This window comes from Actinosynnema pretiosum, assembly GCF_024171695.1.
Lineage (GTDB): Bacteria > Actinomycetota > Actinomycetes > Mycobacteriales > Pseudonocardiaceae > Actinosynnema > Actinosynnema pretiosum.
Genome location: NZ_JAMTCF010000002.1, coordinates 161989 through 184477 on the forward strand (window position 1 = coordinate 161989; position 22489 = coordinate 184477).

Consider the following 22489-nt stretch of genomic DNA (forward strand, 5'->3'; position numbering starts at 1 on the left):
CAGGGCGGATGTAGCTACGTTCGGTGTTCGGAATGGCACGGAAACGGACGGGGCAGGGGATGGGCAAGTCGCGCAAGCGGGGGGCGCTGGGAATCGCTGTGATCGGGGTCGTCGCGACCTTGCTCACGGCGTGTTCGAGCGGTGCGGGCGATTCAGCGGGCAACGGGAGCGACACGACGCCGGTGGCGGCGCAGTCCTCGGAGCCCGCGAAGCCGGTGTCGCTCAGCCTCGGGCCCGCCAACCAGACGGCGGACGTCGCACCGGGTCTCCCGGTCGTGGCCACCGCCACCGACGGCAAGATCACCGAGGCCGTGCTGACCAACGCGGAGGGCAAGACCGTCGCGGGCCAGCTCTCGGCCGACGGCGCGCAGTGGGTCAACACCGAGGCGCTCGGCTACCAGAAGCAGTACACGCTCGCGGTCACCGGCCAGGGCGCGGACGGCAAGCCGGTCACGCAGACCTCGACCTTCACCACGGTGAAGCCGAGGACGCAGACCTTCCTGTCGGTCAACCCGATGGACGGCACCACCGTCGGCGTCGGCCAGCCGCTGGCGTTCTACTTCGACGAGCCGATCGCGGACAAGGCCGCCGCCGAGGCCATGATCTCCATCACCACGGAGCCCAAGGTCGACGGCGCGTTCTACTGGTTCAAGAACGACGAGGTGCACTGGCGCCCGCAGAACTACTGGGCGGCGGGCACCAAGGTCACCATCGACGCCAAGGTCTACGGCAAGCACCTGGGCAACGGGGTGTACGGCGAGAAGGACCGCCACATCCAGACGACCATCGGCGACGCGGTGATCCACGAGGCGGACGGCCAGAGCCACCAGGTCGTCACCAAGATCAACGGTCAGGTCGCGCGCACCATGCCCACCTCCATGGGCAACGCGGCCAACACCACCCCGGTCGGCACGTACGTGCTGACCGAGAAGCACGACCACATGGTCATGGACTCGCGCACGTACGGCCTCGCGCTGGACGCGGGCGGCTACGTCACCCCGGTCGACTGGGCGACGCGCATGTCCAACAGCGGCATCTTCTTCCACAGCGCCCCGTGGTCGATCGGCGACCAGGGCGTGCGCAACGTCAGCCACGGCTGCCTGAACCTGTCGCCCGAGAACGCGAAGTGGGTCTTCGACCTGTCGAAGCCCGGCGACATCGTGATCGTCACCAACTCGGGCGGCCCGCGCCTGGAGTCGTGGGACGGCTTCGGCGACTGGCAGGTGCCGTGGGAGGAGTGGGTGAAGGGCGGCAACAAGTAGTCACCGCCCCAGCCCGTCAGCGGTCCGCGACGCGACCCGCCGCCACTTCCAGGCGGCGGGTCGTTCGCATCGTGGCCAGCATCCTGCGGTCGTGGGTGACCAGGAGCAGGGTGCCGGTGAAGCTCTCCAGCGCCGACTCCAGCTGCTCGATCGCGGGCAGGTCCAGGTGGTTCGTCGGCTCGTCCAGCACCAGCAGGTTCACCCCGCGCGCCTGGAGCAGCGCCAGCGCCGCGCGGGTGCGCTCGCCCGGTGACAGCGACGCGGCCGGGCGCAGCACGTGGTCCGCCTTCAGGCCGAACTTCGCCAGCAGCGTGCGCACCTCCGCCGACGGCAGGTCGGGCACCTCGGCGCCGAAGGCGTCGGCCAGCGGGAGCTCGCCCAGGAACAGCCCGCGCGCCTGGTCGACCTCGCCGACCACCACGCCCGGTCCCAGCGACGCCGAGCCCTCGGCCAGCTCGACCCGGCCCAGCAGGGCGCCCAGCAGCGTCGACTTGCCCGCGCCGTTCGCCCCGGTGATCGCGACCCGGTCCGCCCAGTCCACCTGCAGGTCGACCGGCCCCAGCACGAAGTCGCCGCGCCGCACGACCGCGCCGCGCAGCACCGCCACGACCGCGCCCGAGCGCGGGGCCGAGGCGATCTCCATCCGCAGCTCCCACTCCTTGCGGGGCTCCTCGACCACCTCCAGCCGCTCGATCAACCGCTCGGTCTGCCTGGCCTTCGCGGCCTGCTTCTCGGTCGACTCGGAGCGGAACTTGCGGCCTGCCTTGTCGTTGTCGGTGGACTTGCGCCGGGCGTTCTTCACGCCCTTCTCCATCCACGAGCGCTGCGTCCTGGCCCGCTCCTCCAGGTCCGAGCGCTTGTCCGCGTACTCCTCGTAGTCCTCGCGCGCGTGCCGCCTGGCGATCTCGCGCTCCTCCAGGTACGACTCGTACCCGCCGCCGTAGGACCGCACCTGCCGCTGCGCCAGGTCCAGCTCGACCACCCGCGTCACGGTGCGCGCCAGGAACTCCCGGTCGTGCGACACCAGCACCGCGCCCGCGCGCAACCCCGTGACGAACGCCTCCAGCCGCTCCAGCCCGTCCAGGTCCAGGTCGTTGGTCGGCTCGTCCAGCAGGAACACGTCGTACCGGCTCAGCAGCAGCGACGCCATGCCCGCCCGCGCCGCCTGCCCGCCGGACAGCGAGGTCATCGGCTGGTCCAGGTCCACGCCCAGCCCCAGCTCGGCGGCGACCTCCTCGGACCGCTCGGCCAGGTCCGCCCCGCCGAGCGCGAGCCACCGCTCCAGCGCCTCCGAGTACCCCTCGTCCACGCCCTCCGACAGCAGCTCGGTGAGCCTGTCCAGTTCGGACTGCGCCTGCGCGACCCCGGTGCGGCGGGCCAGGAAGTCCCGCACGGTCTCACCGGGACGGCGCTCCGGCTCCTGCGGCAGGTGCCCGACCGTCGCGGACGCGGGGGAGAGGCGGATCACACCGGACTCGGCGGGGACCAGGCCCGCCAGGGTGCGCAGGAGCGTCGACTTGCCCGCGCCGTTCACCCCGACCAGGCCGACCACGTCCCCCGGCGCGACCACCAGGTCCAAGCCGGAGAACAGCACGCGGTCGCCGTGCCCGGCGGCCAGGTCCTTGGCGACGAGAGTGGCGCTCATCGGCGAAAACCCCTCAAGACGTGGGAAACGCCCCCCGACCTTGTGGTCGAGGGGCGTTCTCTCGGGGTGAGTGACGGGACTTGAACCCGCGACACCTGGGATCACAACCCAGTGCTCTACCGACTGAGCTACACCCACCATCACCGGGCTGGCCCGGCGGATGAAGCATACAGTGCCACACCGCCAAGCCTGAAATCGCCCCTATTTCACGCGGTCGGCGGGCGTCACGCCGTCCGCCGCGAGCAGTTCGGCGGCCACCGACTGCGCCTGCTCCGAGGTCGGCCCCGGCTGCGGCACGAACGCGGTGCGGCGGTAGTAGGCCAGCTCCCGGATGGACTCCTCGATGTCCGCGAGCGCCCGGTGCGCCAGGCCCTTGCCGGGCTGCGCGAAGTAGATGCGCGGGTACCAGCGCCTGCACAGCTCCTTGATGGAGGACACGTCCACCATCCGGTAGTGCAGGTGCGCGTCCAGCTCCGGCATGTCGCGGGCGATGAAGCCCCGGTCGGTCGCGATCGAGTTGCCCGCCAGCGGCGCGGTGCGCGCGTCGGGCACCCACTCGCGGATGTAGGCGAGCACCAGCGCCTCGGCCTCGGCGAGCGTCGTCGTCGAGCGCCGGACCTCCTCCGTGAGGCCGGACTTGGCGTGCATCTTCACGACCACTTCCGGCATCGCGGCGAGCGCCTCGTCGTCGGCGTGGATGACCACGTCGACGCCCTCGCCGAGGACGTTCAGCTCCGCGTCGGTCACCAGCGCCGCGATCTCGATCAGGGCGTCGGAGCCCAGGTCCAGGCCGGTCATCTCGCAGTCGATCCACACCAGGCGATCCATCACCCCCCGAAGCCTAGTCGCCGCGCCCGCGCCGGACCGCGCGCTCGGGCCCGCGTCCACCTTGCGATTCCGTCACGCGCGCGCCGGTTCGTCCTGCGGGCTCGCCGAGGCGGCTCTCCGCCTCACCGCGAGGGACAGCCCGGCGGCGGCCACGGACAGCAGCCCGGCGGCGTACCAGGCGGGCGCGTAGTCGCCGAAGCCGTCCCTGACCAGTCCGGCGGCGGTCGCGGCGAGCGCGGCGCCGACCTGGTGCGAGGCGAACACCCAGCCGAACACGACGGCCCCGGACGCGCCGAACACCTCGCGGCACAGCGCCACCGTCGGCGGCACGGTGGCCACCCAGTCCAGGCCGTAGAAGACGATGAACACCAGCATGGACGGCTCCACGGAGTGGTGGAACAGCTGCGGCAGCACCAGCAGCGACAGCCCGCGCAGCGCGTAGTAGGCGGTGAGCAGCAGGCGCGGGTCGACGCGGTCGGTGAGCCAGCCGGACAGCACGGTGCCCGCGACGTCGAACACGCCGACCAGCGCGAGCAGCCCGGCGGCCGTGGTGGTGGGCATCCCGTGGTCGTGCGCGGCGGGGATGAAGTGCGTGCCGACCAGACCGTTGGTGGTGGCCCCGCAGATCGCGAACCCGCCCGCCAGGAACCAGAACGGGCCGGTGCGCGCGGCGGACGCGAGCGCGCCCAGCGCCCGCCCGGCCGCGCCGGTGGTGCGCTCGGGCCGGGGCACGACCTCGGTCCCGCCGTGCGGCGGCACGCCCAGGTCGGCCGGGTACTCGCGCAGGAGCAGCAGCGCCAGCGGCACCACCGCCAGCGCCGCGCCGGACACGACCAGCGACGCCACCCGCCACCCCGACGACTCGGCGAGCGCGGCCACCACCGGCAGGAACACCAGCTGCCCGGTCGCGCCGCCCGCCGTGAGCACGCCGGTGACCAGGCCCCTGCGCCGGACGAACCAGCGGTTGGTGATGGTGGCCACGAACGCCAGCGCCATCGACCCGGACCCGATGCCGATCATCAGGCCCCAGAACAGGACCAGGTGCCAGCTCGCGGACGACAGCGTGGACAGCGCGCTGCCCGCCGCGACCAGGGCCAGCGCGCCCGCCACGACCCGGCGCACGCCCAGCTGCTCCATCAGCGCGGCGGCGAACGGCGCGGTCAGGCCGTAGAGCAGCAGGTTCACCGACACGGCGAACCCGATGGAGCCGGTCGACCAGCCGAACTCGCGCTGCAGCGGCTCGACCAGCGCTCCGGGGGCCGCGCGGAACGCGGCGGCGCCGACCAGCGCGGTGAAGGCGACGGCGGCGACCACCCACGCCTGGTTCTGCTTGTTGCGGATCACGCGGCAAGCGTGCGCCGCCTGGGCGCGCCCGCAGAAGTGGCCGGTGGGCCATCATGTGCAAACATCCGGCCATGTCACCCCACCGCGTGGTCGTGCTCGTGCTGCCGGACGTGGTCGCGTTCGACCTCGGCGTCCCCGGCCAGATCTTCGGCGGCGCCCGCGACGCGGCGGACCGCAGGCTCTACCGGGTCGACGTGTGCACCCCCGGCGGCGCCCCGGTGCGCTCGGCCTCCGGGTTCACCGTCACCGCCGACCGGGGCCTGGGCCTGCTGGACGAGGCCGACACCGTCGTGGTGCCCGGCGTGCACGACCCCGCGCTGCTCGACCGGGGCGAGCTGCCCGACGGGGTCGGGGCGGCGCTGCGGAGGGCGTCCGCGCGGGGCGCGCGGGTGATGTCCATCTGCACCGGGGCCTTCGCCCTCGCCGCCGCGGGCCTGCTCGACGGGCGGCGCGCCACCACGCACTGGCTGCACGCCGACGAGTTCCGCCTGCTGTTCCCGCAGGTCGAGCTGGACCCCGGCGTGCTGTTCGTGGACGGCGGCGACGTGCTCACCTCGGCGGGCGTGGCGGCGGGCATCGACCTGTGCCTGCACGTGGTGCGCGCCGACCACGGCAGCGAGGTCGCCAACCGGGCGGCCAGGCGCAGCGTGGTGCCGTCCTGGCGACCGGGCGGGCAGGCCCAGTTCATCGACCGCCCGCTGCCTCGGGCCACCGGGGACTCGTCGACCGCGACCGCGCGCGCGTGGGCGCTGGAGCACCTGGACGAGCCGCTGGACCTGCGGGCGCTGGCCGAGCGCGCCCGGATGAGCGTGCGCACGTTCACCCGCCGCTTCCGCGAGGAGACCGGCACGAGCCCCGGCGACTGGCTGCTCGGCCAGCGGGTCGACCGGGCGCGCAGGTTGCTGGAGACCACGGACCTGCCGGTGGACCAGGTCGCCAGGCACGCCGGGTTCGGCACCGGCGCCGCGCTGCGCCAGCGGTTCGCGGCCGTCCTCGGGGTGTCCCCGAGCGGTTACCGGACCACGTTCCGCTCCGCAGGGTGATGCCCGGTTCGGTTTGCTGTCACCCGAACGGCCCATTGCCTGCGGCGTGATCCCGAGCAGAATCGGGTAGCAACGGGCAACAACGGAGGTAAACGGGCATGTACGCGGCGGAGCGGCACGCCCTGCTGGCGCAGCGGGCGCGGCGGGACGGCAGGGTCGACGTCAGCGACATGGCCGAGGAGCTCGGCGTCGCCCCCGAGACCATCCGCCGCGACCTGGGCGTCCTGGAGCGCCAGGGCCTGGTCCGCCGCGTCTACGGCGGCGCGGTCGCCGTCGACCGGCTCGACGTCGAACCGGGCGTCGCCCAGCGCGACCGCACCAACGCCGCCGAGAAGGACCGCATCGCCCGCGCGGCCCTGGAGCACCTGCCCGAGCGCGGCTCGGTCCTGCTGGACGCGGGCACCACCACCGCCCGGCTCGCCGCGCTCCTGCCGACCGACCGGGAGCTGACCGTGATCACCAACTCGGTGCCCATCGCCACCGCCGTCGCCGCCCGGCCGGGCGCCACCCTGCACCTGCTCGGCGGCCGGGTCAGGGGAGCCACCCTCGCCTCCGTCGAGTCCTGGGCGCTGGACGCGCTCGAAGGGCTCCTCGTGGACGTGGTCTTCCTGGGCGCCAACGGGTTCTCCGCCCAGCGCGGCTGCACCACCCCCGACCTAGCGGAGGCCGCCGTGAAGACCGCGATGGTCTCGGCCGCGCGCAGGCGCGTGCTGCTCGCCGACCACGGCAAGCACGGGACCGACCAGCTCAGCCGGTTCGCCAAGCTCTCCGACCTGGACGTGCTGATCAGCGACAGCGGGCTCGACCGGGCGGCGGCGCGCGAGCTGGAGGCCGAGGGCCCCTCGGTGGTGCTGGCGTGATCGTCACCGTCACCCCCAACCCCAGCCTGGACCGCACCGCCGCCATCGGCTCGCTCACCAGGGGCGAGGTGCTGCGCGCCTCGTCCGTGCGCCTCGAGCCCGGCGGCAAGGGCGTCAACGTGGCCCGCGCGCTCACCGCGGCGGGCGCGGACGCCGTCGCGCTGCTGCCCGTCGGCGGCGCGTCCGGCGGGCTCCTGCTCGACCTGCTCGGCGAGGTCCCCGCCGTCCCGGTGCCGGTCAACGGCCACACCCGCACGAACACCGCGCTGGTCGAGGCGGACGGCACCACCACCAAGATCAACGAACCCGGCCCCGAGCTGTCGCCCGCCGAGGTCGCCGCGCTCGTCGAGCAGTCCGCGCGGCTGTGCGCGGACGCCGAGTGGCTGGTGTGCTGCGGCAGCCTGCCGCCCGGCGCGCCCACCGACCTGTACGCCCGCCTCGCCGCCGGTTCCGGCCGCGCGCGCGTCGCCGTGGACAGCTCCGGCGCGCCGCTCGCGGGCGCCGGTCCCGTCGACCTGCTCGCCCCCAACCACGCCGAGCTGGCCGAGCTGGCGGGCGCGGAGCTGCCCACGCTCGGCGCGGTCCTCGGCTTCTCGCGCGCACTGCTCGCCGACGGCGTCGGCGCGGTGCTGGTCACCCTCGGCGCGCACGGCGCGCTGCTGGTCGACCCCCGAGGCGCGCACCACGCGATCGCCCCGCCCACCACCGTCCGCAGCACGGTCGGCGCCGGGGACGCGGCGCTCGCCGGGTTCCTGCGCGCGGGCGGCGGCGGACCGGACGCGCTGCGCGCCGCGGTCGCCTACGGCACGGCGGCGGTGGCCGCCGAGGGAAGCCGGATGCCCGGCCCCACCGAGGTGCACCCGGACGCGGTGCGCCTCGTCGACGTCGACGAGAACCTCACCCTCAGCGGAGGCGCCCCATGACCGAACTCATCACAGCCGACCTGGTCGACCTCGACCTCGCGCCGACCTCGCGCGAAGCGGTCGTGCGCGCCCTCGCGGAGCGGCTCGTGGCGGCGGGCCGCGTCACCGACCTCGACCTGTTCCTCGCCGACGTCGCCGCCCGCGAGGCGCAGATGCCCACCGGCCTCGAAGGCGGCATCGGCATCCCGCACTGCCGCTCGGCCGCCGTCACCGCGCCCACGCTCGCGTTCGGCCGCAGCGCGGCCGGTGTCGACTTCGGCGCCCCGGACGGCCCCGCGCACCTGGTGTTCCTGATCGCCGCGCCCGAGGGCGGCGGCACCGACCACATGAAGGTGCTCGCCGCGCTGGCCCGCAGGCTGGTCCGCGCCGAGTTCACCACCACCCTGCGCGAGGCGACCGACGCCGAGCAGCTCGCCTCCTACGTCCGGACCGAGGTCGCGCCGTGAGGTTCGTCGCGATCACCGCGTGCCCCACGGGCATCGCGCACACCTACATGGCCGCCGAGTCGCTGGAGCAGGCGGCGAAGGCGTCCGGCGACGAGATCACCGTCGAGACGCAGGGCTCCGCCGGGTCCGACCCGCTGCCCGAGGAGGTCATCGCCTCGGCCGACGCGGTCATCCTGGCCGCCGACGTCGCGGTGTCCGGCCGGGAGCGGTTCGCCGGGCTGCCGGTGGTGGAGGCCAGCGTCAAGCAGGCCATCAGCGGGGCGGCCGGGCTGCTGGAGCAGGCCAGGGCCGCCGCCGCGGAGGGCAAGCGGGAACCCGCAGCCGCCGCCGACCCGGCCGAACCCGCGCTGACCAGCAAGGCCAAGGCGGGCGACGGGTTCGGCACCCGGCTGCGCCAGTGGCTGATGACCGGCGTCAGCTACCTCATCCCGTTCGTCGCGGCGGGCGGCCTGCTGATCGCGCTCGGCTTCGCCCTCGGCGGCTACGACGTCACCGACGCGCCGCCGGTCACCGAGCACTTCGACCCGGCCAGCATCGCCAGCTGGGGCGCGCTCAGCCAGCAGACCGGCGCGCTCGCGTTCGGGTTCCTGGTGCCGGTGCTCGCGGGCTTCATCGCGTTCGCCATGGCCGACCGGCCCGCCATCGCGCCCGGCTTCGTCGGCGGCGCGGTCGCCTCGGCGACCGGCGCGGGCTTCCTCGGCGGCCTCGTCGCCGGTCTCCTCGCGGGCGCGGTGGTGCTCGGGCTCAAGCGCGTCAAGGTGCCGAAGTGGATGGCCGGGGTCATGCCGGTCGTGGTCTACCCGCTGCTCGGGTCGGCCGCCGTCGGCGTCCTGATGTACCTGGTGGTGGGCAAGCCGGTCGCGGCGGCGACGACCGGGTTGACCGAGTGGCTCGGCGGGCTCACCGGGACCAGCGCGGTCCTGCTCGGCGCGCTGCTCGGCCTGATGATGGCGTTCGACATGGGCGGCCCGGTCAACAAGGCCGCCTACACGTTCGCCATCGGCGGGCTCACCACCGACGCCCAGGCCTCGCTGGAGATCATGGCCGCCGTGATGGCCGCGGGCATGGTGCCGCCGCTGGCGCTCGCGCTGGCCACGGCCGTGCGCGGCGCCCTGTTCACCCCGGTCGAGCGGGAGAACGGGCGCGCCGCGTGGCTGCTCGGCGCCTCGTTCATCACCGAGGGCGCCATCCCGTTCGCCGCCGCCGACCCGCTGCGGGTCATCCCGCCGCTCATGCTCGGCTCGGCCGTGACCGGCGCGATGTCGATGGGCCTCGGCGCGACGCTGCGCGCCCCGCACGGCGGCCTGTTCGTGATCGGCTTCATCGGCGGACCGCTGCAGTTCCTGCTGTCCCTGCTGGTCGGCACGCTCGTGTCGGCCGCCGCCGTGGTGCTGCTCAAGCAGTTCACGGGCGCAGCAAGAACGGCCTGAGCAGGTCCGGGACGGCCTCGTCGGCGACGGCGAGGCCGTCCGCCTCCCCGACGTCCACCACGGCGTAGTGCCCGTCGCCCGCCGCCGTCGTGGCCACCACGGTCACCAGGCCCGCGCGGCGCTGGAAGAACGTCCGGCGCACCCGCCAGCCGATGATCCCGGTCCGCTGCAGCGCCACCGTCTCCCGCAGCAGCGAACCCGACCGCACCACCAGGTAGCGGTCGGTCAGCGCGTGCCCCAGCGAGCGGTAGCGGTCCCAGCCGACCAGCGCGGCCAGCGGCGCCAGCGGCAGCGACGCCTGCCACGCCCACGACGGCGCCCACACCACCAGCGCGGCCACCAGCACCAGCGCCGGGAGCACCGCGCGCACCATCCGCCTGCGCAGCGCCGCCGCCGGGTGCCCGCGCAGCGGCGCGGTCGTCGGCGGGTCCTCGACCCGCAGCACCTCGCTCGTCACCCGGTGCGCCTCGGCGCGCGGGGCGGGCGGCAGCAGCAGGCTGCTCTCGCCCTTCCTGCCCAGCCCCGTGGTCACCGCGACCGCCTTCGCGCCGCGACCGGCCCGCAGCAGCAGCGCCTCCTGCACCTCCACGCCGCGCAACCGCTGCTCCGCCAGCGACACCGAGCGCGTGGTCAGCAGCCCCCGCTGGACCCGGACCGTGCCGTCCGGCTCGCGGGTCAGCCGGTAGCCCCAGAACTGGAGCACGTACAGCAGCAGCGCGCCCAGCGTCGACAGCACCGCCACCACCAGCACCGACACCGCGATGGTCTGCGCGAGCGGCTGCCCGACCACCCAGTGCGCCGCGTCCACCGCCGGGTCCAGCACCTCGATGTCCAGCTCGCGGGCGAAGTTCACCACCACGCCGAACAGCGCGCCGATGCCGACCAGGCCGGACAGGGTCAGCGGGGCGTAGCGCAACCAGCGGGTGTCCAGCTCGGCCAGCGTCCTGCCCGGCTCCACCGGGCGCGGTGCCTGGTCGGGCGCGCCCGCCGTGCGCGGGGCGTGGTCGAGCAGCAGCACGCGCAACCGCTCGCCCTCCGCCGAGGTGACCGCGTCCAGCGTCAGGCCGTCCTCGCCCGGCTGGTCGCGGCTGCCGGTGCCCAGCCGAACGGCGGACAGGCCGAACAGGCGGTGGCCCAGCTTCGCGGTCAGGTCCACGCTGCGGATGCGGTCGCGCGGCACCGCCAAGCGCTTGCGCACGAACAGGCCGGTGCGCAGCTCGACCTGCTCCGGGGTGATCCGGTAGCGGGTGGTGACCCAGTTCAGCACGCCCAGCGCGATGACCAGGACCACGACGCCGACGCTCATGGCGATCCGCCAGCCGTCGCCGTTGCCCAGCACCAGCAGGCCGATCAGCACCGGGACCAGGCCGATGATCTCGTTGAGCGGGCGGACCACGACCATGCGCGCGTCCAGCCGGTGCCAGTCGACGACCAGCTCGTCGTTCAGCTCGGGGGCGGTCGGGTAGGCGGGGAGGGCCGGTTCCGCTCGGGGCGCCGGTGCTTCCGCGACCGCCGGGGCTTCCGGGTTCGCCTGCCCGCGCTCGTCCGGGGTCACGTCGCGTCGCCCGGCGTCGCCTGGGTCGTGGAGGTCAGCTCCTCGGCCAGCCGGACCGCCTCGGCGTGGTCGAGGCCCGCGATCTCCACCGGCCCCGCCGCCGACGCCGTGGTCACGGTCACCGTCGACAGGCGCAGCAGCTGCTGGAGCGGCCCGCGCTTGGTGTCCACGGTCTGGATGCGCGAGACCGGCGCGATCCGCCACTCCTGGGTCAACCAGCCGGACAGCGTGTACACCGCCTCCGGCGTGGCCTCCCAGCGGTGCACGCGGTACCGCCAGCGGGGCATCACCAGCGTGTGCGCCACTCCCGCGACCACCGTCGCGATCAAGCCCGCGACCTGCCAGGTCGACGCGTCGGACACCAGGAAGTAGGGGACCAGCTGGATCGCCAGCAGCACCAGCCACCCGATCGCCGCGTCCAGTGTCCAGAGGGTGATCGCCCTGCGGCTGACCCGGTTCCGGGGCGCGCGCAGGCGCAACACGTCGGTGCTCACTCACTCACTGTGCCCGAAGGACCGGGGTCGCGTCACACGACCCCGGCCGGTGAGCGGGTGCTCAGGGCTCGATGGAGTAGGGCGGGGTGAAGGTGTCCTCGATCGCGGAGGCGTTGACCGAGGGGCTCGCGCTCGCCGCGACGGCCGTGACCACGCCGAAGGACGCGCAGAGAGCGGCGACCGCGAGGATTCTGCGGAGAGAGTTAACAACCATCGTCAAGCTCCGTTCGCTCGGTGGCACCGCGGCCCGCGGCAGCGGTTCGCGGCCCTGGGACGCAGGGGAGGCAAACGTCCTTGCGGAGCATGGCACACATGGCGGCGCGCGCTCACCCCCGAGTTCCGCCCGATCACGCTCCGAGTTCGCGCTTGAGGACCTTGCCGGTGGCGTTGCGCGGCAGTTCCCGGTGGAAGACCACGGCGCGCGGCACGGCGAACCGCGCGAGCTCCGCCCGCACCCGTGCCAGCACGGCTTCCTCCGACGGGCCGTCGTCGTCCTTGACCACGTGGGCGACCAGCCGCTGCCCGAACCGCTCGTCCGGCACGCCCACGACGGCCGCCTCGCGCACGCCGGGCATAGCGGAGATCACGTCCTCGACCGCCGCCGGGTGGACGTTCTCGCCGCCGGAGACGACCATCTCGTCGTCCCGGCCGACGACGAACAGCAGGCCGTCCACGACCTTGCCGAGGTCGCCGGTGGGCATGAGGCCGCGCACCCGGTCCTTGGACCCGGCGTGGGTGTAGCCGTCGAACAGCATGTCGTTGCCCGCGAAGATCCGGCCGGTCTCGCCGGGGGGAACGGGGTCGCCGCGCTCGTCGAGGATCTCCAGGGCGGTGCCGGGCGGCGGTTTCCCGGCGGTGGTCGGGTGCGCGGCCAGCTCGTCGGGGCGGGCGACGGTGACCCAGGAGACCTCGGTGGAGCCGTAGAGGTTGTGCAGCGCGGGGCCCGTGCGGCGCAGGCAGTCCCGGACCACGCGCGGCGGCAGCGCGGAACCGCTGGACGCGATCACCCTGGGGCGGGGGAGGGGGCCGTTCACCTCCAGGAGGCGCTGGAGGTGGACGGGGACGGTGAACAGGGCGTCGCACCCGCGCAGGTCCTCGGCCAGTGCTTCCGGGGTCGGGTGGCGGCGCAGGACGAGCGTGCCGCCGAGCACGAGGGCGAGCTGGAACGCGGCGAAGCCCCAGGTGTGGAACAGCGGGGCGGGGATCGCGCAGACGTCGCCGTGCCGCAGGGGGATGCGTGAGAACAGCGCCGCGGCGGGCGCGAGGCTCGGCGGCTCGGGGCGGCGGGCGCCCTTCGCGGGGCCCGAGGTGCCGGAGGTGAGCACGACGACGTGACTGCGGCTCGTGCGGGCGGGGAGGGGCGCTGAGGTGGCGCGCAGGTCGTCGAGGGTGGTGCGGGGGTGGTCGCGGGTTCCGCCGGGCAGGCCGCCCGACCCTGCCCTGCCCGCTTCCGCAGGACTGCCCACGTGCTCGGCTCGCGTGCTTCCACCCGCTTCCGCAGGTCCGCCCACGTGCTCGGCCCGCGCGCTTCCGCCCGCCTGGTCGGCCTGCGCAGTTCTGCCCACGTGCCCGGCCCGCGCGTTCCCGGTTCCCGAGTTCTCCGCGTTCCCGCCCGCGTCCCTTGTCCCCGTGCTTCCCGTTCCCGCGCCGTCCGTTCCCGCGCCGCCTGTCCCCGCGCCGTCCGTCCCCGCGTCGTCCGCGCTCTCGCCGTCCTCCGGCCAGGCCGTGACGCGGATGATCCCGCCGGGAGCCCCGCTCAGCGCTCCGTCGAACTCGGCGTCGGCCACCAGCGCCACCGGTTCCTGCTCGCGCAGCACGCCGACCAGCCGCGCCGGGCTCAACCCGCTGTTGAGCAGGACCACGTCGGCGCCGAGCTTCGCGCACGCCACGACGGTCTCCACGAACCCCCGGTGGTTGCGGCACAGCACGGCGACCCGGTGCTCACCGCCCACCCCGAGCGCGGCGAGCCCCGCCGCGAGCCGGGTGGTGCGCTGGTCGACCTCGGCGTAGGTCAGCGCGCCGAGGTCGTCCACCAGCGCGGTCCGACCGGGGTGCCGAGCCGCGCCGGTGGCGTAGCCGAAGGGCAGGGTGACGCGCCAGCGCAGGTAGGCGCCGAGCACGCCGAGCAACCGGTCCGGCCGCATCGGGCGCACCACGCCCGCGCGGACCAGGGTCGCCAGCGCCCGTGCTGCCGAGTAGGTGCCCATCACTCGATGGTGGCACTACCTACCCGCGAGTAGGAAGAGGTTCAGGCTTCCGGGGCGTCGGAGGCGTTCACGACGGCGTCCCGCAGCGCGGCGCGCAGCCTGCCCACCTCCAGCGGGGTGAGCACGGCGGCCTCGCCGGGCGGCACCGTGACCACGACGTGCCCCTGGCTGACGAAGACGGTCATGTCACGGCGACGGGAAGCTATGTCGCGGCAGGCGATCTGCCACTCCTTACCTGTGCTCACAGGTTTCTACCTCCATTTTCCTCGACGCGGGGCGCTGCGGACGACCGGCGCGCGCCCGTGCGGGCGCGCTGGACCGGCCCCGTGGCGACGAGCGCCGGGCAGCCGTGTCGAGCCGTCCTTAGCGTCGCACGGCCCCTTCGGTCCTGTCCCCGAGAAGGGTGAAAATGACGGAACCGGAGCGTGCCGTGTCGACCCTGTTGCGTATCGGCTGTGCGTGAGAATGCGCTACTAGCTCTCACCTGTTCGGTGGATTATTACACCCGAATGGCGGAGCGTGCTGTGCACGTACCGTGCGTCTGGGTCGTTCTGCGTCGTTCCGTGCCGGTGCTGAGGCCGGGCGCGGGGTCAGAGGCAGGAGCCGCTGTCCGGGGTGCCCCGCTCGGCGCTGATCAGCCGGTACAGCAGGGCCTTGAGCAGGTTCGCCTCGATCGGGCTCAGGTCGGCCGTGAACTCCGCCTCGGCGGCCCCGTGCACCACCGCGACCTCTTGCTGCAGGGCGCGCCCCTGCTCGGTGATCGAGGGCGTGCGCACCCGGCGGTCGTTGGGGTCGGGCTTGCGCTCCACCAGCCCGGCCCGCTCCAGGCGGTCGAGCTCGGCGGTCAGCGTCGTCTTGTCCAGGCCGAGCATGTGGCCGAGCGAGAGCTGGGTCCTGGCGCAGCCGTGGCTCACGAGCGCGGTGAGGATCACCTGCCCGCGCGAGCTGATGCCGTGCTTGGCGGCGACCTCCTGCGCGGTCGCGTTGAGCTTCTGCGCGGCGCGGTGCAGCAGCCAGTTCAGGTCTTCGCCGCGGTTGTCGGGCTGAGGCGCGGTGAGGTCCATACCCGTGGATGGTACCCCCACGTTCGGATGATCCGCAGCAAGAACGTCTTGACTCGGAACGTTTTCACTCGTAACGTCTTCCCCAGGAACTTCCGAGAGGGGATCGAAATGCTGCTGCACATCGACACGAGCCTTCGCACCGAGGGATCGGTGTCCAGGGAGGTCACCGCCGCGTTCGCCGAGGCCTGGCGCGAGTCCCACCCCGGTGGCGGGTACGCGTACCGAGACCTGGGCGCAGAACCGCTCCCGCACCTCGACGCGGCGGCGCTGGCCAGCCGGATGCGCGGCGAGGAGAGTCCGCTGGCGCGCGAGTTGGGCGCCGAGCTGGAGGCCGCGGACACCGTCCTGCTGGGCACCCCGATGTACAACTTCACGATCACGTCGTCGCTGAAGGCGTGGCTGGACTGGGTGACCCAGGGCTCGTACATGGCCGACCGGGAAACGGGCCGGGGCGTGCTGAGCGGCAAGCGCGTCGTCGTGGTGACCGCCCGAGGCGGCTCGTACGCGCCGGGCACCCCGAGAGAGGGCTTCGACTTCCAGGAGCCGTACCTGAAGGCGACGCTCAGCCTGATCGGCCTGCACCACGACCTGGAGTTCGTGCACGCCGAACTGACCAACGCCAACGTGGTCCCCGACCTGGCCCAGTTCAAGGACCTGGCAGCCACGTCCCTGGCCAACGCCCACCGCACCGCCCGAACCCTGGCAGCCGCCTAGCCGCGCGCCACCTCAGCCGCCCACCCCAGGCCGCCCCCATCCCGCGCAGCCCTCACCACCTAGCCGCGCGCCACACCCACGCCCACTCGCGCTGACCAGCACCGACCAGCACATCACCGGGCCGCCGGCCTGCACGCCACTGTCCGGCTGACCTGCACTGACTCGCACATCACCGTGCTGCTGGCCTGCGTCGTCACCGTGCCGCAGACCTGCGTTGTCGCCGCGTCACCCCACGCTGCCACCACGCACCGCTGCGCCACTCACACCGTCACCGCGCACTGCCGCACCACTCCGTGCTGCCACCGCGCACCGCCACCTCATCCCAAGCCGCCGCTGCACACTGCCGTCACGACATGCAGCCACCGCGCCGAACTACCACCGCCGCCCCGCTGCCACCATCCGTCGCCAACCGCAACCTGCTCAACAATCCGCCAGCCACCAGCCGCTCCACCGCTGGTCGCCTAACCACCAGCCGCTCAACCACCGGCTGCCCAACCGCCAGTCGTTCAACTGCTGCTGCTCAACCCTCGGCTGCTCAACCGCCAGTCGCGCAGCCACCAGCCACTCGGCCAGCAGCCGTCCAACCGGCAGCCACCCGGTCGCCAGCTGCCCAACCACCCAGCTGTCCGGCTACCTGACTACCTGGTTGCGGTCTTGCCCGGCTGCTCTCCGCGCTTCTCCAGGGGTGTTCCCTTCTGCGCCCCTTTCTGATGTCTCTTCTACTTGCCGTGCACGGCACTGACGCGTCGCAGCCGGTCGTGACTGGCTGCGCAACCAGCCGCGCGCCGACAGCCACGTCACGGTCCGCAGCCTCAACTCCCGAAGGAGGTGTCGAACGAACCCACAACTGAATGAACGCACCAACCTCGTTGTCCGGTAAGGCCTCCGGTCGTCCAGCACCCCCGATCCCGGTGTGGTGACAGCGGTTCACGACTGCGGGACCTGGGCGCATCGCCCATTGGTGTCCGTAGTGGCGCTGTCACACTGGGTGAGACCTCCGGGAGGTGCCATGTCCGAACCGATCACCGCGGTGCTCGTCCGGGCGGCGGAGTTGACCGCGAAGGGCTTGCCCCACAAGGCGATCGACCTGCTCCGCCCGGTGCTGGCGGTCAACCCTCGGCACGCGCAGGCGTGGTGCGAGCTGGCTGCGGCGCTTCTGGACATCGACCAGCCCGATCCCGCGCTGTCGGCCGCGAAGCGGGCGCTGGTGCTGGACGGCGACCACTCGTGGGCGCAGCGCTTGGCCGCGTTGGCGCTGAGCGAGCTGGGGCGGCACCGGGAGGCGGTGGTGTCGGCGCGGGAGTGCGTTCGGCGCAAGCCGGGGGACTGGCGCTGCCTGGTGGTGCTGGCGGACGTGTTAGCTGCCGCGCCGGACGGCAGGCGGGAGGCGGTGGCCGTGGCGCGGGAGGCGACGCGGCTCGCGCCCGAGCAGGCCAGGACGTTCCAGGTGCTCGGTGACGCGGCGCTGCGCGTGAGCGACTGGGACACCGCCGAGCACGCCTACCGCACCTCGCTGCGGCTGGACCCGGAGAACGAGGACGTCAGGGCCAACCTGGCCACGGCCTGGCGCAAGCGCGGCGGCAAACCCACCGCCTCGCCCGCGCACGAGTCGCTGACCAAGGCGCACGCCCTGATCTGGTCCGCGCTGACCAGGCTGGCCGCACTGCTGGCGGCGGGCAACCTCCTCCTGCTGCTGGCAGGAATGCCCAAACCGACCCCGGCGCTGGCCTACCTGGCGGCGGCACTGGTGGGCGCGTGCGCGGTGACGGTCCTGACCGTGCTCTTCCGCGCGCGCAAGGGCACCCGCCGAGCACTGCTGGCAGTCCCACTCCACCGCCCGAAGGTGGCCCTGGCCGGTGTGGCCTTCACCGCCTCGACCGCCGTCCTGGTGGTGTGGACAGCCAGCCTGTTCCTAGGCGCGACCACGATGCAACCCCTGGTCCTGTCTTGGATCTTCGCCGTGCTCGGCGGCGCGGTGGTCGTCCTGAGCGGCAACCACCGCTAACCCGACCCAAGCCCAGCAGACCAACCCCAGCCCGCAGACCACCCCCACCTTGCAGGCTGACCCCAGCCCGCAGGCCGACCCCCACCCTGCGGACCAAACCCCAGCCGCAAACCGACCGCCAGCCCAATCCGTCCCGCCCTACCTGCCTGGCCTGACCCCAAGCCTGCGCCCCGAGCGGGACTCGCATCCAGGTCCACAACCGCCACCCCACCCAGGCCACCCCGGTTCGGCCCCGGCCCGGCTCGCTCAGCTCAGCTCGGCCCGCCCTGGACCCCGGCCCCGCTCGGTGTCCACCCCGCACCCTGCTCCAGGCACGGGCTCGCCCCCAACCCGCGCCTCCCCCCGTTCCCCCCGGCTGCCCGTTCCCCCTGCCCCACCCCCGTCCCCCCTGCCTCTAGCCTGGGTCAGGCAGGTCGTTCACCCGGTTCGTCCGGTTCAACTCGGCCAACCCGTCCGGTCCACCTGGTTCGACGTTCGGCTCATGGGGGAGGTGGAGTGGTCCACAGGGCTGTTCTGCTGGTCCTCGGGCTGGTCGCTGGCTACCTCTTCGCCAGTCCAGTCGAGCCCACCGACCCCCGTCCCGTCGTCGCCATCGCGTCGGCCGTCGCCGATGCCGCGCACCTGCCCGCCACCTCGCGGCCCACCGGGCACCCGGTCAAGCACGCCCCGGCCGGTCAGGTCGGGCAGCCGCTCGACGGGGTGCTGCCCGCCGTCCACCGGCCTCGGGCGCCGCAGGCGCGGCCCGCCGCCGTTCCGGCCGCGCACCTCGACCTCGCCCGCCGCGCCCAGGTCCCGCTCAACGACCGCGCGCCCCCACCCGACCTCCGGTAACGCAACCCGCTCGCCCCAACCCCCTCACCGGAGGTCATCCACCCATGCCGCGCCCAGCCGCGCGGCGGGAACTGCTCGTCCGGGGACTGCTGTCCCTGGGCGTTCTCGCCGCGTCCGCCTTCCTCCTGCTCACCACCGCCCCCCGCCTCGGCCTCGACCTGCGCGGCGGGACGCAGATCGTGCTCGAAACGCCCGACGGCAGCGCCTCCGAGGCCACCGACCGGGCCATGGAGGTGCTGCGCCGCCGGGTCGACGAGCTCGGCGTCGCCGAACCCGTGCTCGCCCGCTCCGGCGACCGCCGCATCGTGGTCGAGCTCCCCGGCGTCCAGGACCCGGCCGAGGCCGTCGAGGTCCTCGGGCGCACCGCGCAGCTCTCCGTTCACCCCGTCACCGGAACCGGTGACACGCCCTCCCCGTCCGGGGGCGGGATCGCGCTCGGTGACGCCGTCATGACCGGTGACGGCATCAAGAACGCCCAGGCCTCACCCGCTCAGGGCGGCATCGGGTGGACCGTCGGCATCGAGTTCCAGGGGGACGCCCCCGCCGCCTGGCAGCGGGTCAGCGCCGAGGCGGCCTGCGCCCCACCCGGTGACCCGCGCAGGCAGATCGCGTTCCGGCTCGACGACGAGGTGATCTCGTCACCGCAGGTCGACCCGTCCGTCGGCTGCGGCACCGGGATGATCGGCGGCAGCACCCAGATCACCGGCTCCTTCACCCAGGACGAGGCCGAGGACCTGGCGCTGGTCATCCGCTCCGGCGCGCTGCCCGTCCCGGTGGACGTGGTCGAGCAGCGCACCGTCGGCCCGACGCTCGGCGCCGAGGCCATCGACGCCAGCGCCCGCGCCGCGATCATCGGCGTCGCCCTGACCGGCCTGTTCCTGATCGGCGTGTACCGGCTCGCCGGCCTCGTCGCGGTGCTCGCGCTCGTCGCCTACGCCGCCGTGTCCTACGCCGCGCTGCTCGCGATCGGCGCCACCCTCACCCTGCCCGGCCTCGCCGGGTTCGTGCTGGCCGTCGGCATGGCCGTGGACGCGAACGTGCTGGTGTTCGAGCGCGCCCGCGAGGAGTTCGCCCGCCGCCGCCGGATGCCCCGGTCGGTCGACCTCGGGTTCCGGGGCGCGTTCAGCGCCGTCGCCGACTCGAACGCCACCACCTTGCTCGCGGCGGGCCTGCTGTTCTGGTTGGCGGTCGGACCGGTCAAGGGCTTCGGCGTGACGCTGTCCATCGGCGTCATCGCCTCGCTGTTCAGCGCGCTCGTGCTCAGCCGCGTCCTGCTCCAGCTGATCATGCCGGTGCTGGAGCGCCGCCCGCGCTGGAGCGGCCTGCACGACCTCGGCCGGGTGCGCACCTGGCTGACCGGGCGCGGCATCGTGCTGTTCCGCCGCCCGGCGCGCTGGCTGGTCGCCGCCGCGCTGATCGCGGTGGCCGCGCTGTCCGGCCTGGTCGTGCGCGGTCTCGACCTCGGCGTGGAGTTCACCGGCGGCCGGATGCTGGAGTTCACCGCCGCCTCCGCCGACACCGGTCGGGTGCGCGCCGCGCTCGCCGACGCGGGCTTCCCGGACGCCGTGGTCGTCACCTCCGGCGACAGCGGCGTGTCGGTGCGCACCGGCCCGATCGACGAGGCCGCGTCCGCGCGGGTCGGCGAGGCGGTCGACCGCGCCACCGGCGGCGCGGAGCAGGTCGCCAACGAGCTGATCGGCCCCAGCCTCGGCGACGAGCTGCGCCGCAACGCGCTGATCGCGCTGGCCATCGCCGTGGCCGCGCAGCTGGCGTACCTCGCCTACCGCTTCGACTGGCGCCTCGGCCTGGCCACGGTGTCCGCGCTGGTCGCCGACGTGGTCGTGCTGGTCGGCGCGTTCGCCTGGATGGGCAAGACGGCGGACGGCGTGTTCCTGGCCTCGCTGCTCACCGTGATCGGCTACTCGGTCAACGACTCGGTGGTGGTGTTCGACCGGGTCCGCGAGCTGCGCAGGGCCGATCCTAGGCGCGACTACCCGGAGCTCGTCGGCAGCGCCGTGCTCCAGACCATCCCGAGGACGGTCAACACGGGCATCGGCGTCCTGTTCGTCCTGGCCGCCCTGCTCGTGCTCGGCGACGGCTCGCTCGCCGACTTCGCCACCGCCCTGCTGATCGGCCTGGTCGCGGGCACCACGTCGACGATCGTCACGGCGGCCCCGATCGCGATCGCCCTGGACGGCCGGTGGGGGCCGAACGCGGGCCGCGCGAAGCGCCCGACCCGCAAGCGCAACGTGAAGCAGAGCGTGAAGCAGGGCGTGAAGCGCGACGTGAAGCGCGACGTGAAGCGGGACGTGCGAAGGGACGGCGAGCGGGACGAGGGGTGACCTGCCCGCCGCGCACCGGTTGACGCCACCGGGGGCCGCCGCCCCGTCCACGTGAGAGCCCCACCCGCAGGCCTGCGCCACGCGGGTGGGGCTCTCACGCGTCCACCGCCGCGCCCGTGCGCGACCGTGCGCCCGCGCACGACCGCGCCCCTGCGGAGTCGCGGCTTGCGGGTGCGGCGGGGTGGCACCAGCATGATCTGGAGTCCGAAGCGGTGCGGTGCGGCCCAGCGGAGGGTGGAACGACGTGACTGCTCAGTTCGCCGCCTACCAGAACGAGATCTACCTCCAGGGCTTGGCGGGCACCGTGCCGCCGTTCACCACCGACCCCGAGGGGTTGGCCGAGTCGGCCCGGCAGCGGCTCGGGCCCGGTCCCTACTGGTACGTCGCCGGGGCCGCCGGGAGCGGGGCGACGGCCCGCGCCAACCGGGAGGCGTTCGACGGGTGGCGGATCGTGCCCCGGATGCTCACCGGCGCCAGCCAGCGGCACCTCGGCGTCACCGTGCTCGGCACCGAGATGCCCGCGCCCGTGCTGCTCGCCCCGATCGGCGTCCAGTCGATCCTGCACCCGGACGGCGAGCTGGCCACCGCCCGCGCCGCCGCCGAGCTGGGCGTGCCGTTCGTGCTGTCCACCGCCTCCTCGCACACCGTCGAGGAGGTGGCCGAGGCCGCCGGTGACGGGCCGCGCTGGTTCCAGCTCTACCGGCCCAACGAGCCCGAGGTGTGCGCCAGCCTGCTCGACCGGGCCCGCGAGTCCGGGTTCACCACCCTCGTGGTCACCCTCGACACCTGGACCCTCGCCTGGCGCCCGCACGACCTCGACCACGCCTACCTGCCGTTCATCCGGGGCATCGGCACCGCCACCCCGTTCAGCGACCCGGTGTTCCGCGCGGGCCTGAGCGCGCCGCCCGAGGAGGACCTGACCGAGGCCGTGCTGCGCTGGGTGCAGATGTTCACCGGCACCGACCACCGCTGGGAGGACCTGCCGTTCCTGCGCGAGCACTGGGGCGGGCCGATCGTGCTCAAGGGCGTCCTGCACCCGGACGACGCGCTGCGCGCCGCCGACGCCGGGATGGACGGGGTCGTGGTGTCCAACCACGGCGGCAGGCAGGTCGACGGCGCGGTGGCCGCGCTCGACGCGCTGCCGGACGTCGTGGACGCGGTCGCCGGTCGGATCGAGGTGCTGTTCGACTCGGGCGTGCGGGGCGGGGCCGACGTGCTCAAGGCGCTCGCGCTCGGGGCGCGCGCGGTGCTGCTGGGCAGGCCCTACGCGTACGGGCTCGCGCACGGCGGGCAGCAGGGCGTGCGGCACGTGCTGCGCTCCCTGCTCGCCGACTTCGACCTCACCCTCGGCCTGTCCGGGCACCGCAGCCCGGCCGAGCTGGGGCGGGACGCCCTGCGCCCGGCGCCGGGGCGCTGACCCCGGCTCCCGCACCCGGCCGCAGGACCTGCCCCCGCCGCCTGACCCGCCGTCGCCTGCCTCCCGTCGCCTGGCCTGC

The 22489-nt window shown here is 74.0% G+C and carries 20 protein-coding genes and 1 tRNA gene; 11 read left to right on the plus strand and 10 right to left on the minus strand.

Annotated elements, in window-relative coordinates:
• The first annotated feature begins 98 nt into the window (after window positions 1-98).
• On the plus strand, window positions 99-1262 hold the full coding sequence (locus LV78_RS04035) for a L,D-transpeptidase (protein WP_308208673.1): 1164 nt from the start codon (window positions 99-101) through the stop codon (window positions 1260-1262).
• Window positions 1263-1278: 16 nt separating this feature from the next.
• Here the strand turns inward: LV78_RS04035 and LV78_RS04040 are convergent, their stop codons facing one another.
• The 4 genes from LV78_RS04040 to LV78_RS04055 form a co-directional block, all read right to left on the minus strand.
• On the minus strand, window positions 1279-2907 hold the full coding sequence (locus tag LV78_RS04040) for an ABC-F family ATP-binding cassette domain-containing protein (RefSeq protein WP_253843371.1): 1629 nt from the start codon (window positions 2905-2907) through the stop codon (window positions 1279-1281).
• A 65-nt stretch (window positions 2908-2972) separates the two neighbouring features.
• A tRNA-His gene (locus LV78_RS04045) sits at window positions 2973-3045 on the minus strand.
• Window positions 3046-3108: 63 nt separating this feature from the next.
• Window positions 3109-3738, minus strand: a complete 630-nt coding sequence (gene orn, locus LV78_RS04050; RefSeq protein WP_041836592.1) for an oligoribonuclease — start codon at window positions 3736-3738, stop codon at window positions 3109-3111.
• Window positions 3739-3807: 69 nt separating this feature from the next.
• Window positions 3808-5079 (minus strand): MFS transporter, encoded by a 1272-nt coding sequence (locus LV78_RS04055; RefSeq protein WP_253843372.1) that lies wholly within the window; start codon window positions 5077-5079, stop codon window positions 3808-3810.
• A 71-nt stretch (window positions 5080-5150) separates the two neighbouring features.
• On the opposite strand from LV78_RS04055, the gene LV78_RS04060 reads away from it, so the two are divergent.
• From LV78_RS04060 to LV78_RS04080, 5 genes are all read left to right on the plus strand, one after another.
• Window positions 5151-6122 (plus strand): GlxA family transcriptional regulator, encoded by a 972-nt coding sequence (locus tag LV78_RS04060; RefSeq protein WP_253843373.1) that lies wholly within the window; start codon window positions 5151-5153, stop codon window positions 6120-6122.
• 98 nt (window positions 6123-6220) lie between these two features.
• Window positions 6221-6982, plus strand: a complete 762-nt coding sequence (locus tag LV78_RS04065; RefSeq protein ID WP_253843374.1) for a DeoR/GlpR family DNA-binding transcription regulator — start codon at window positions 6221-6223, stop codon at window positions 6980-6982.
• Entirely contained in the window at window positions 6979-7905 is a 927-nt protein-coding gene (locus LV78_RS04070; protein ID WP_253843375.1) for a 1-phosphofructokinase family hexose kinase, read from the plus strand. Before LV78_RS04065 ends, LV78_RS04070 begins: the two co-directional genes overlap by 4 nt.
• Window positions 7902-8351: a PTS sugar transporter subunit IIA gene (locus LV78_RS04075; protein ID WP_253843376.1), complete on the plus strand. Its 450-nt coding sequence runs from the start codon at window positions 7902-7904 to the stop codon at window positions 8349-8351. Before LV78_RS04070 ends, LV78_RS04075 begins: the two co-directional genes overlap by 4 nt.
• The gene (locus LV78_RS04080) at window positions 8348-9781 is read left to right on the plus strand and encodes a PTS fructose transporter subunit IIC (RefSeq protein ID WP_253843377.1); all 1434 of its coding nucleotides are present in this window, start codon (window positions 8348-8350) and stop codon (window positions 9779-9781) included. The genes LV78_RS04075 and LV78_RS04080 overlap by 4 nt, the downstream gene beginning before the upstream one ends.
• On the opposite strand, the gene LV78_RS04085 is transcribed toward LV78_RS04080, so the two are convergent.
• From LV78_RS04085 to LV78_RS04110, 6 genes are all read right to left on the minus strand, one after another.
• Window positions 9756-11183: a PH domain-containing protein gene (locus LV78_RS04085; protein ID WP_253843768.1), complete on the minus strand. Its 1428-nt coding sequence runs from the start codon at window positions 11181-11183 to the stop codon at window positions 9756-9758. The genes LV78_RS04080 and LV78_RS04085 overlap by 26 nt on opposite strands.
• 149 nt (window positions 11184-11332) lie before the next feature.
• Window positions 11333-11830, minus strand: coding sequence for a PH domain-containing protein (locus LV78_RS04090; protein WP_253843378.1), 498 nt, complete (start codon window positions 11828-11830; stop codon window positions 11333-11335).
• 61 nt (window positions 11831-11891) lie between these two features.
• On the minus strand, window positions 11892-12044 hold the full coding sequence (locus tag LV78_RS04095) for a hypothetical protein (RefSeq protein ID WP_253843379.1): 153 nt from the start codon (window positions 12042-12044) through the stop codon (window positions 11892-11894).
• 133 nt (window positions 12045-12177) lie between these two features.
• Entirely contained in the window at window positions 12178-14037 is a 1860-nt protein-coding gene (locus LV78_RS04100) for an AMP-binding protein (RefSeq protein ID WP_253843380.1), read from the minus strand.
• A gap of 41 nt (window positions 14038-14078) precedes the next feature.
• Entirely contained in the window at window positions 14079-14282 is a 204-nt protein-coding gene (locus LV78_RS04105; protein WP_096491768.1) for a hypothetical protein, read from the minus strand.
• Window positions 14283-14627: 345 nt separating this feature from the next.
• On the minus strand, window positions 14628-15101 hold the full coding sequence (locus LV78_RS04110; protein WP_253843381.1) for a MarR family winged helix-turn-helix transcriptional regulator: 474 nt from the start codon (window positions 15099-15101) through the stop codon (window positions 14628-14630).
• 108 nt (window positions 15102-15209) lie between these two features.
• Between LV78_RS04110 and LV78_RS04115 the strand changes: the two genes are divergently transcribed.
• From LV78_RS04115 to LV78_RS04135, 5 genes are all read left to right on the plus strand, one after another.
• Window positions 15210-15815, plus strand: a complete 606-nt coding sequence (locus tag LV78_RS04115) for an FMN-dependent NADH-azoreductase (protein ID WP_253843382.1) — start codon at window positions 15210-15212, stop codon at window positions 15813-15815.
• Window positions 15816-16824: 1009 nt separating this feature from the next.
• Window positions 16825-17820 (plus strand): tetratricopeptide repeat protein, encoded by a 996-nt coding sequence (locus LV78_RS04120; protein WP_253843383.1) that lies wholly within the window; start codon window positions 16825-16827, stop codon window positions 17818-17820.
• Between the two features lie 495 nt (window positions 17821-18315).
• The gene (locus LV78_RS04125) at window positions 18316-18651 is read left to right on the plus strand and encodes a hypothetical protein (protein WP_253843384.1); all 336 of its coding nucleotides are present in this window, start codon (window positions 18316-18318) and stop codon (window positions 18649-18651) included.
• Window positions 18652-18695: 44 nt separating this feature from the next.
• Window positions 18696-20993 (plus strand): protein translocase subunit SecD, encoded by a 2298-nt coding sequence (secD, locus tag LV78_RS04130; RefSeq protein ID WP_253843385.1) that lies wholly within the window; start codon window positions 18696-18698, stop codon window positions 20991-20993.
• Between the two features lie 244 nt (window positions 20994-21237).
• A complete protein-coding gene (locus LV78_RS04135; RefSeq protein ID WP_253843386.1) occupies window positions 21238-22410 on the plus strand; it encodes a lactate 2-monooxygenase in 1173 nt (390 codons plus the stop codon).
• The last annotated feature ends 79 nt before the right edge of the window (window positions 22411-22489 follow it).

Bases quoted from the DNA above. Each gene is read 5' to 3' on its own strand.
- LV78_RS04095 (WP_253843379.1), bottom strand. From the start codon at position 12,044: ATGGTTGTTAACTCTCTCCGCAGAATCCTCGCGGTCGCCGCTCTCTGC.
- LV78_RS04120 (WP_253843383.1), top strand. From the start codon at position 16,825: ATGTCCGAACCGATCACCGCGGTGCTCGTCCGGGCGGCGGAGTTGACC.
- LV78_RS04060 (WP_253843373.1), top strand. From the start codon at position 5,151: ATGTCACCCCACCGCGTGGTCGTGCTCGTGCTGCCGGACGTGGTCGCG.
- LV78_RS04110 (WP_253843381.1), bottom strand. From the start codon at position 15,101: ATGGACCTCACCGCGCCTCAGCCCGACAACCGCGGCGAAGACCTGAAC.
- LV78_RS04065 (WP_253843374.1), top strand. From the start codon at position 6,221: ATGTACGCGGCGGAGCGGCACGCCCTGCTGGCGCAGCGGGCGCGGCGG.
- LV78_RS04075 (WP_253843376.1), top strand. From the start codon at position 7,902: ATGACCGAACTCATCACAGCCGACCTGGTCGACCTCGACCTCGCGCCG.
- LV78_RS04115 (WP_253843382.1), top strand. From the start codon at position 15,210: ATGCTGCTGCACATCGACACGAGCCTTCGCACCGAGGGATCGGTGTCC.
- LV78_RS04040 (WP_253843371.1), bottom strand. From the start codon at position 2,907: ATGAGCGCCACTCTCGTCGCCAAGGACCTGGCCGCCGGGCACGGCGAC.
- LV78_RS04085 (WP_253843768.1), bottom strand. From the start codon at position 11,183: ATGGTCGTGGTCCGCCCGCTCAACGAGATCATCGGCCTGGTCCCGGTG.
- LV78_RS04100 (WP_253843380.1), bottom strand. From the start codon at position 14,037: ATGGGCACCTACTCGGCAGCACGGGCGCTGGCGACCCTGGTCCGCGCG.
- secD (WP_253843385.1), top strand. From the start codon at position 18,696: ATGCCGCGCCCAGCCGCGCGGCGGGAACTGCTCGTCCGGGGACTGCTG.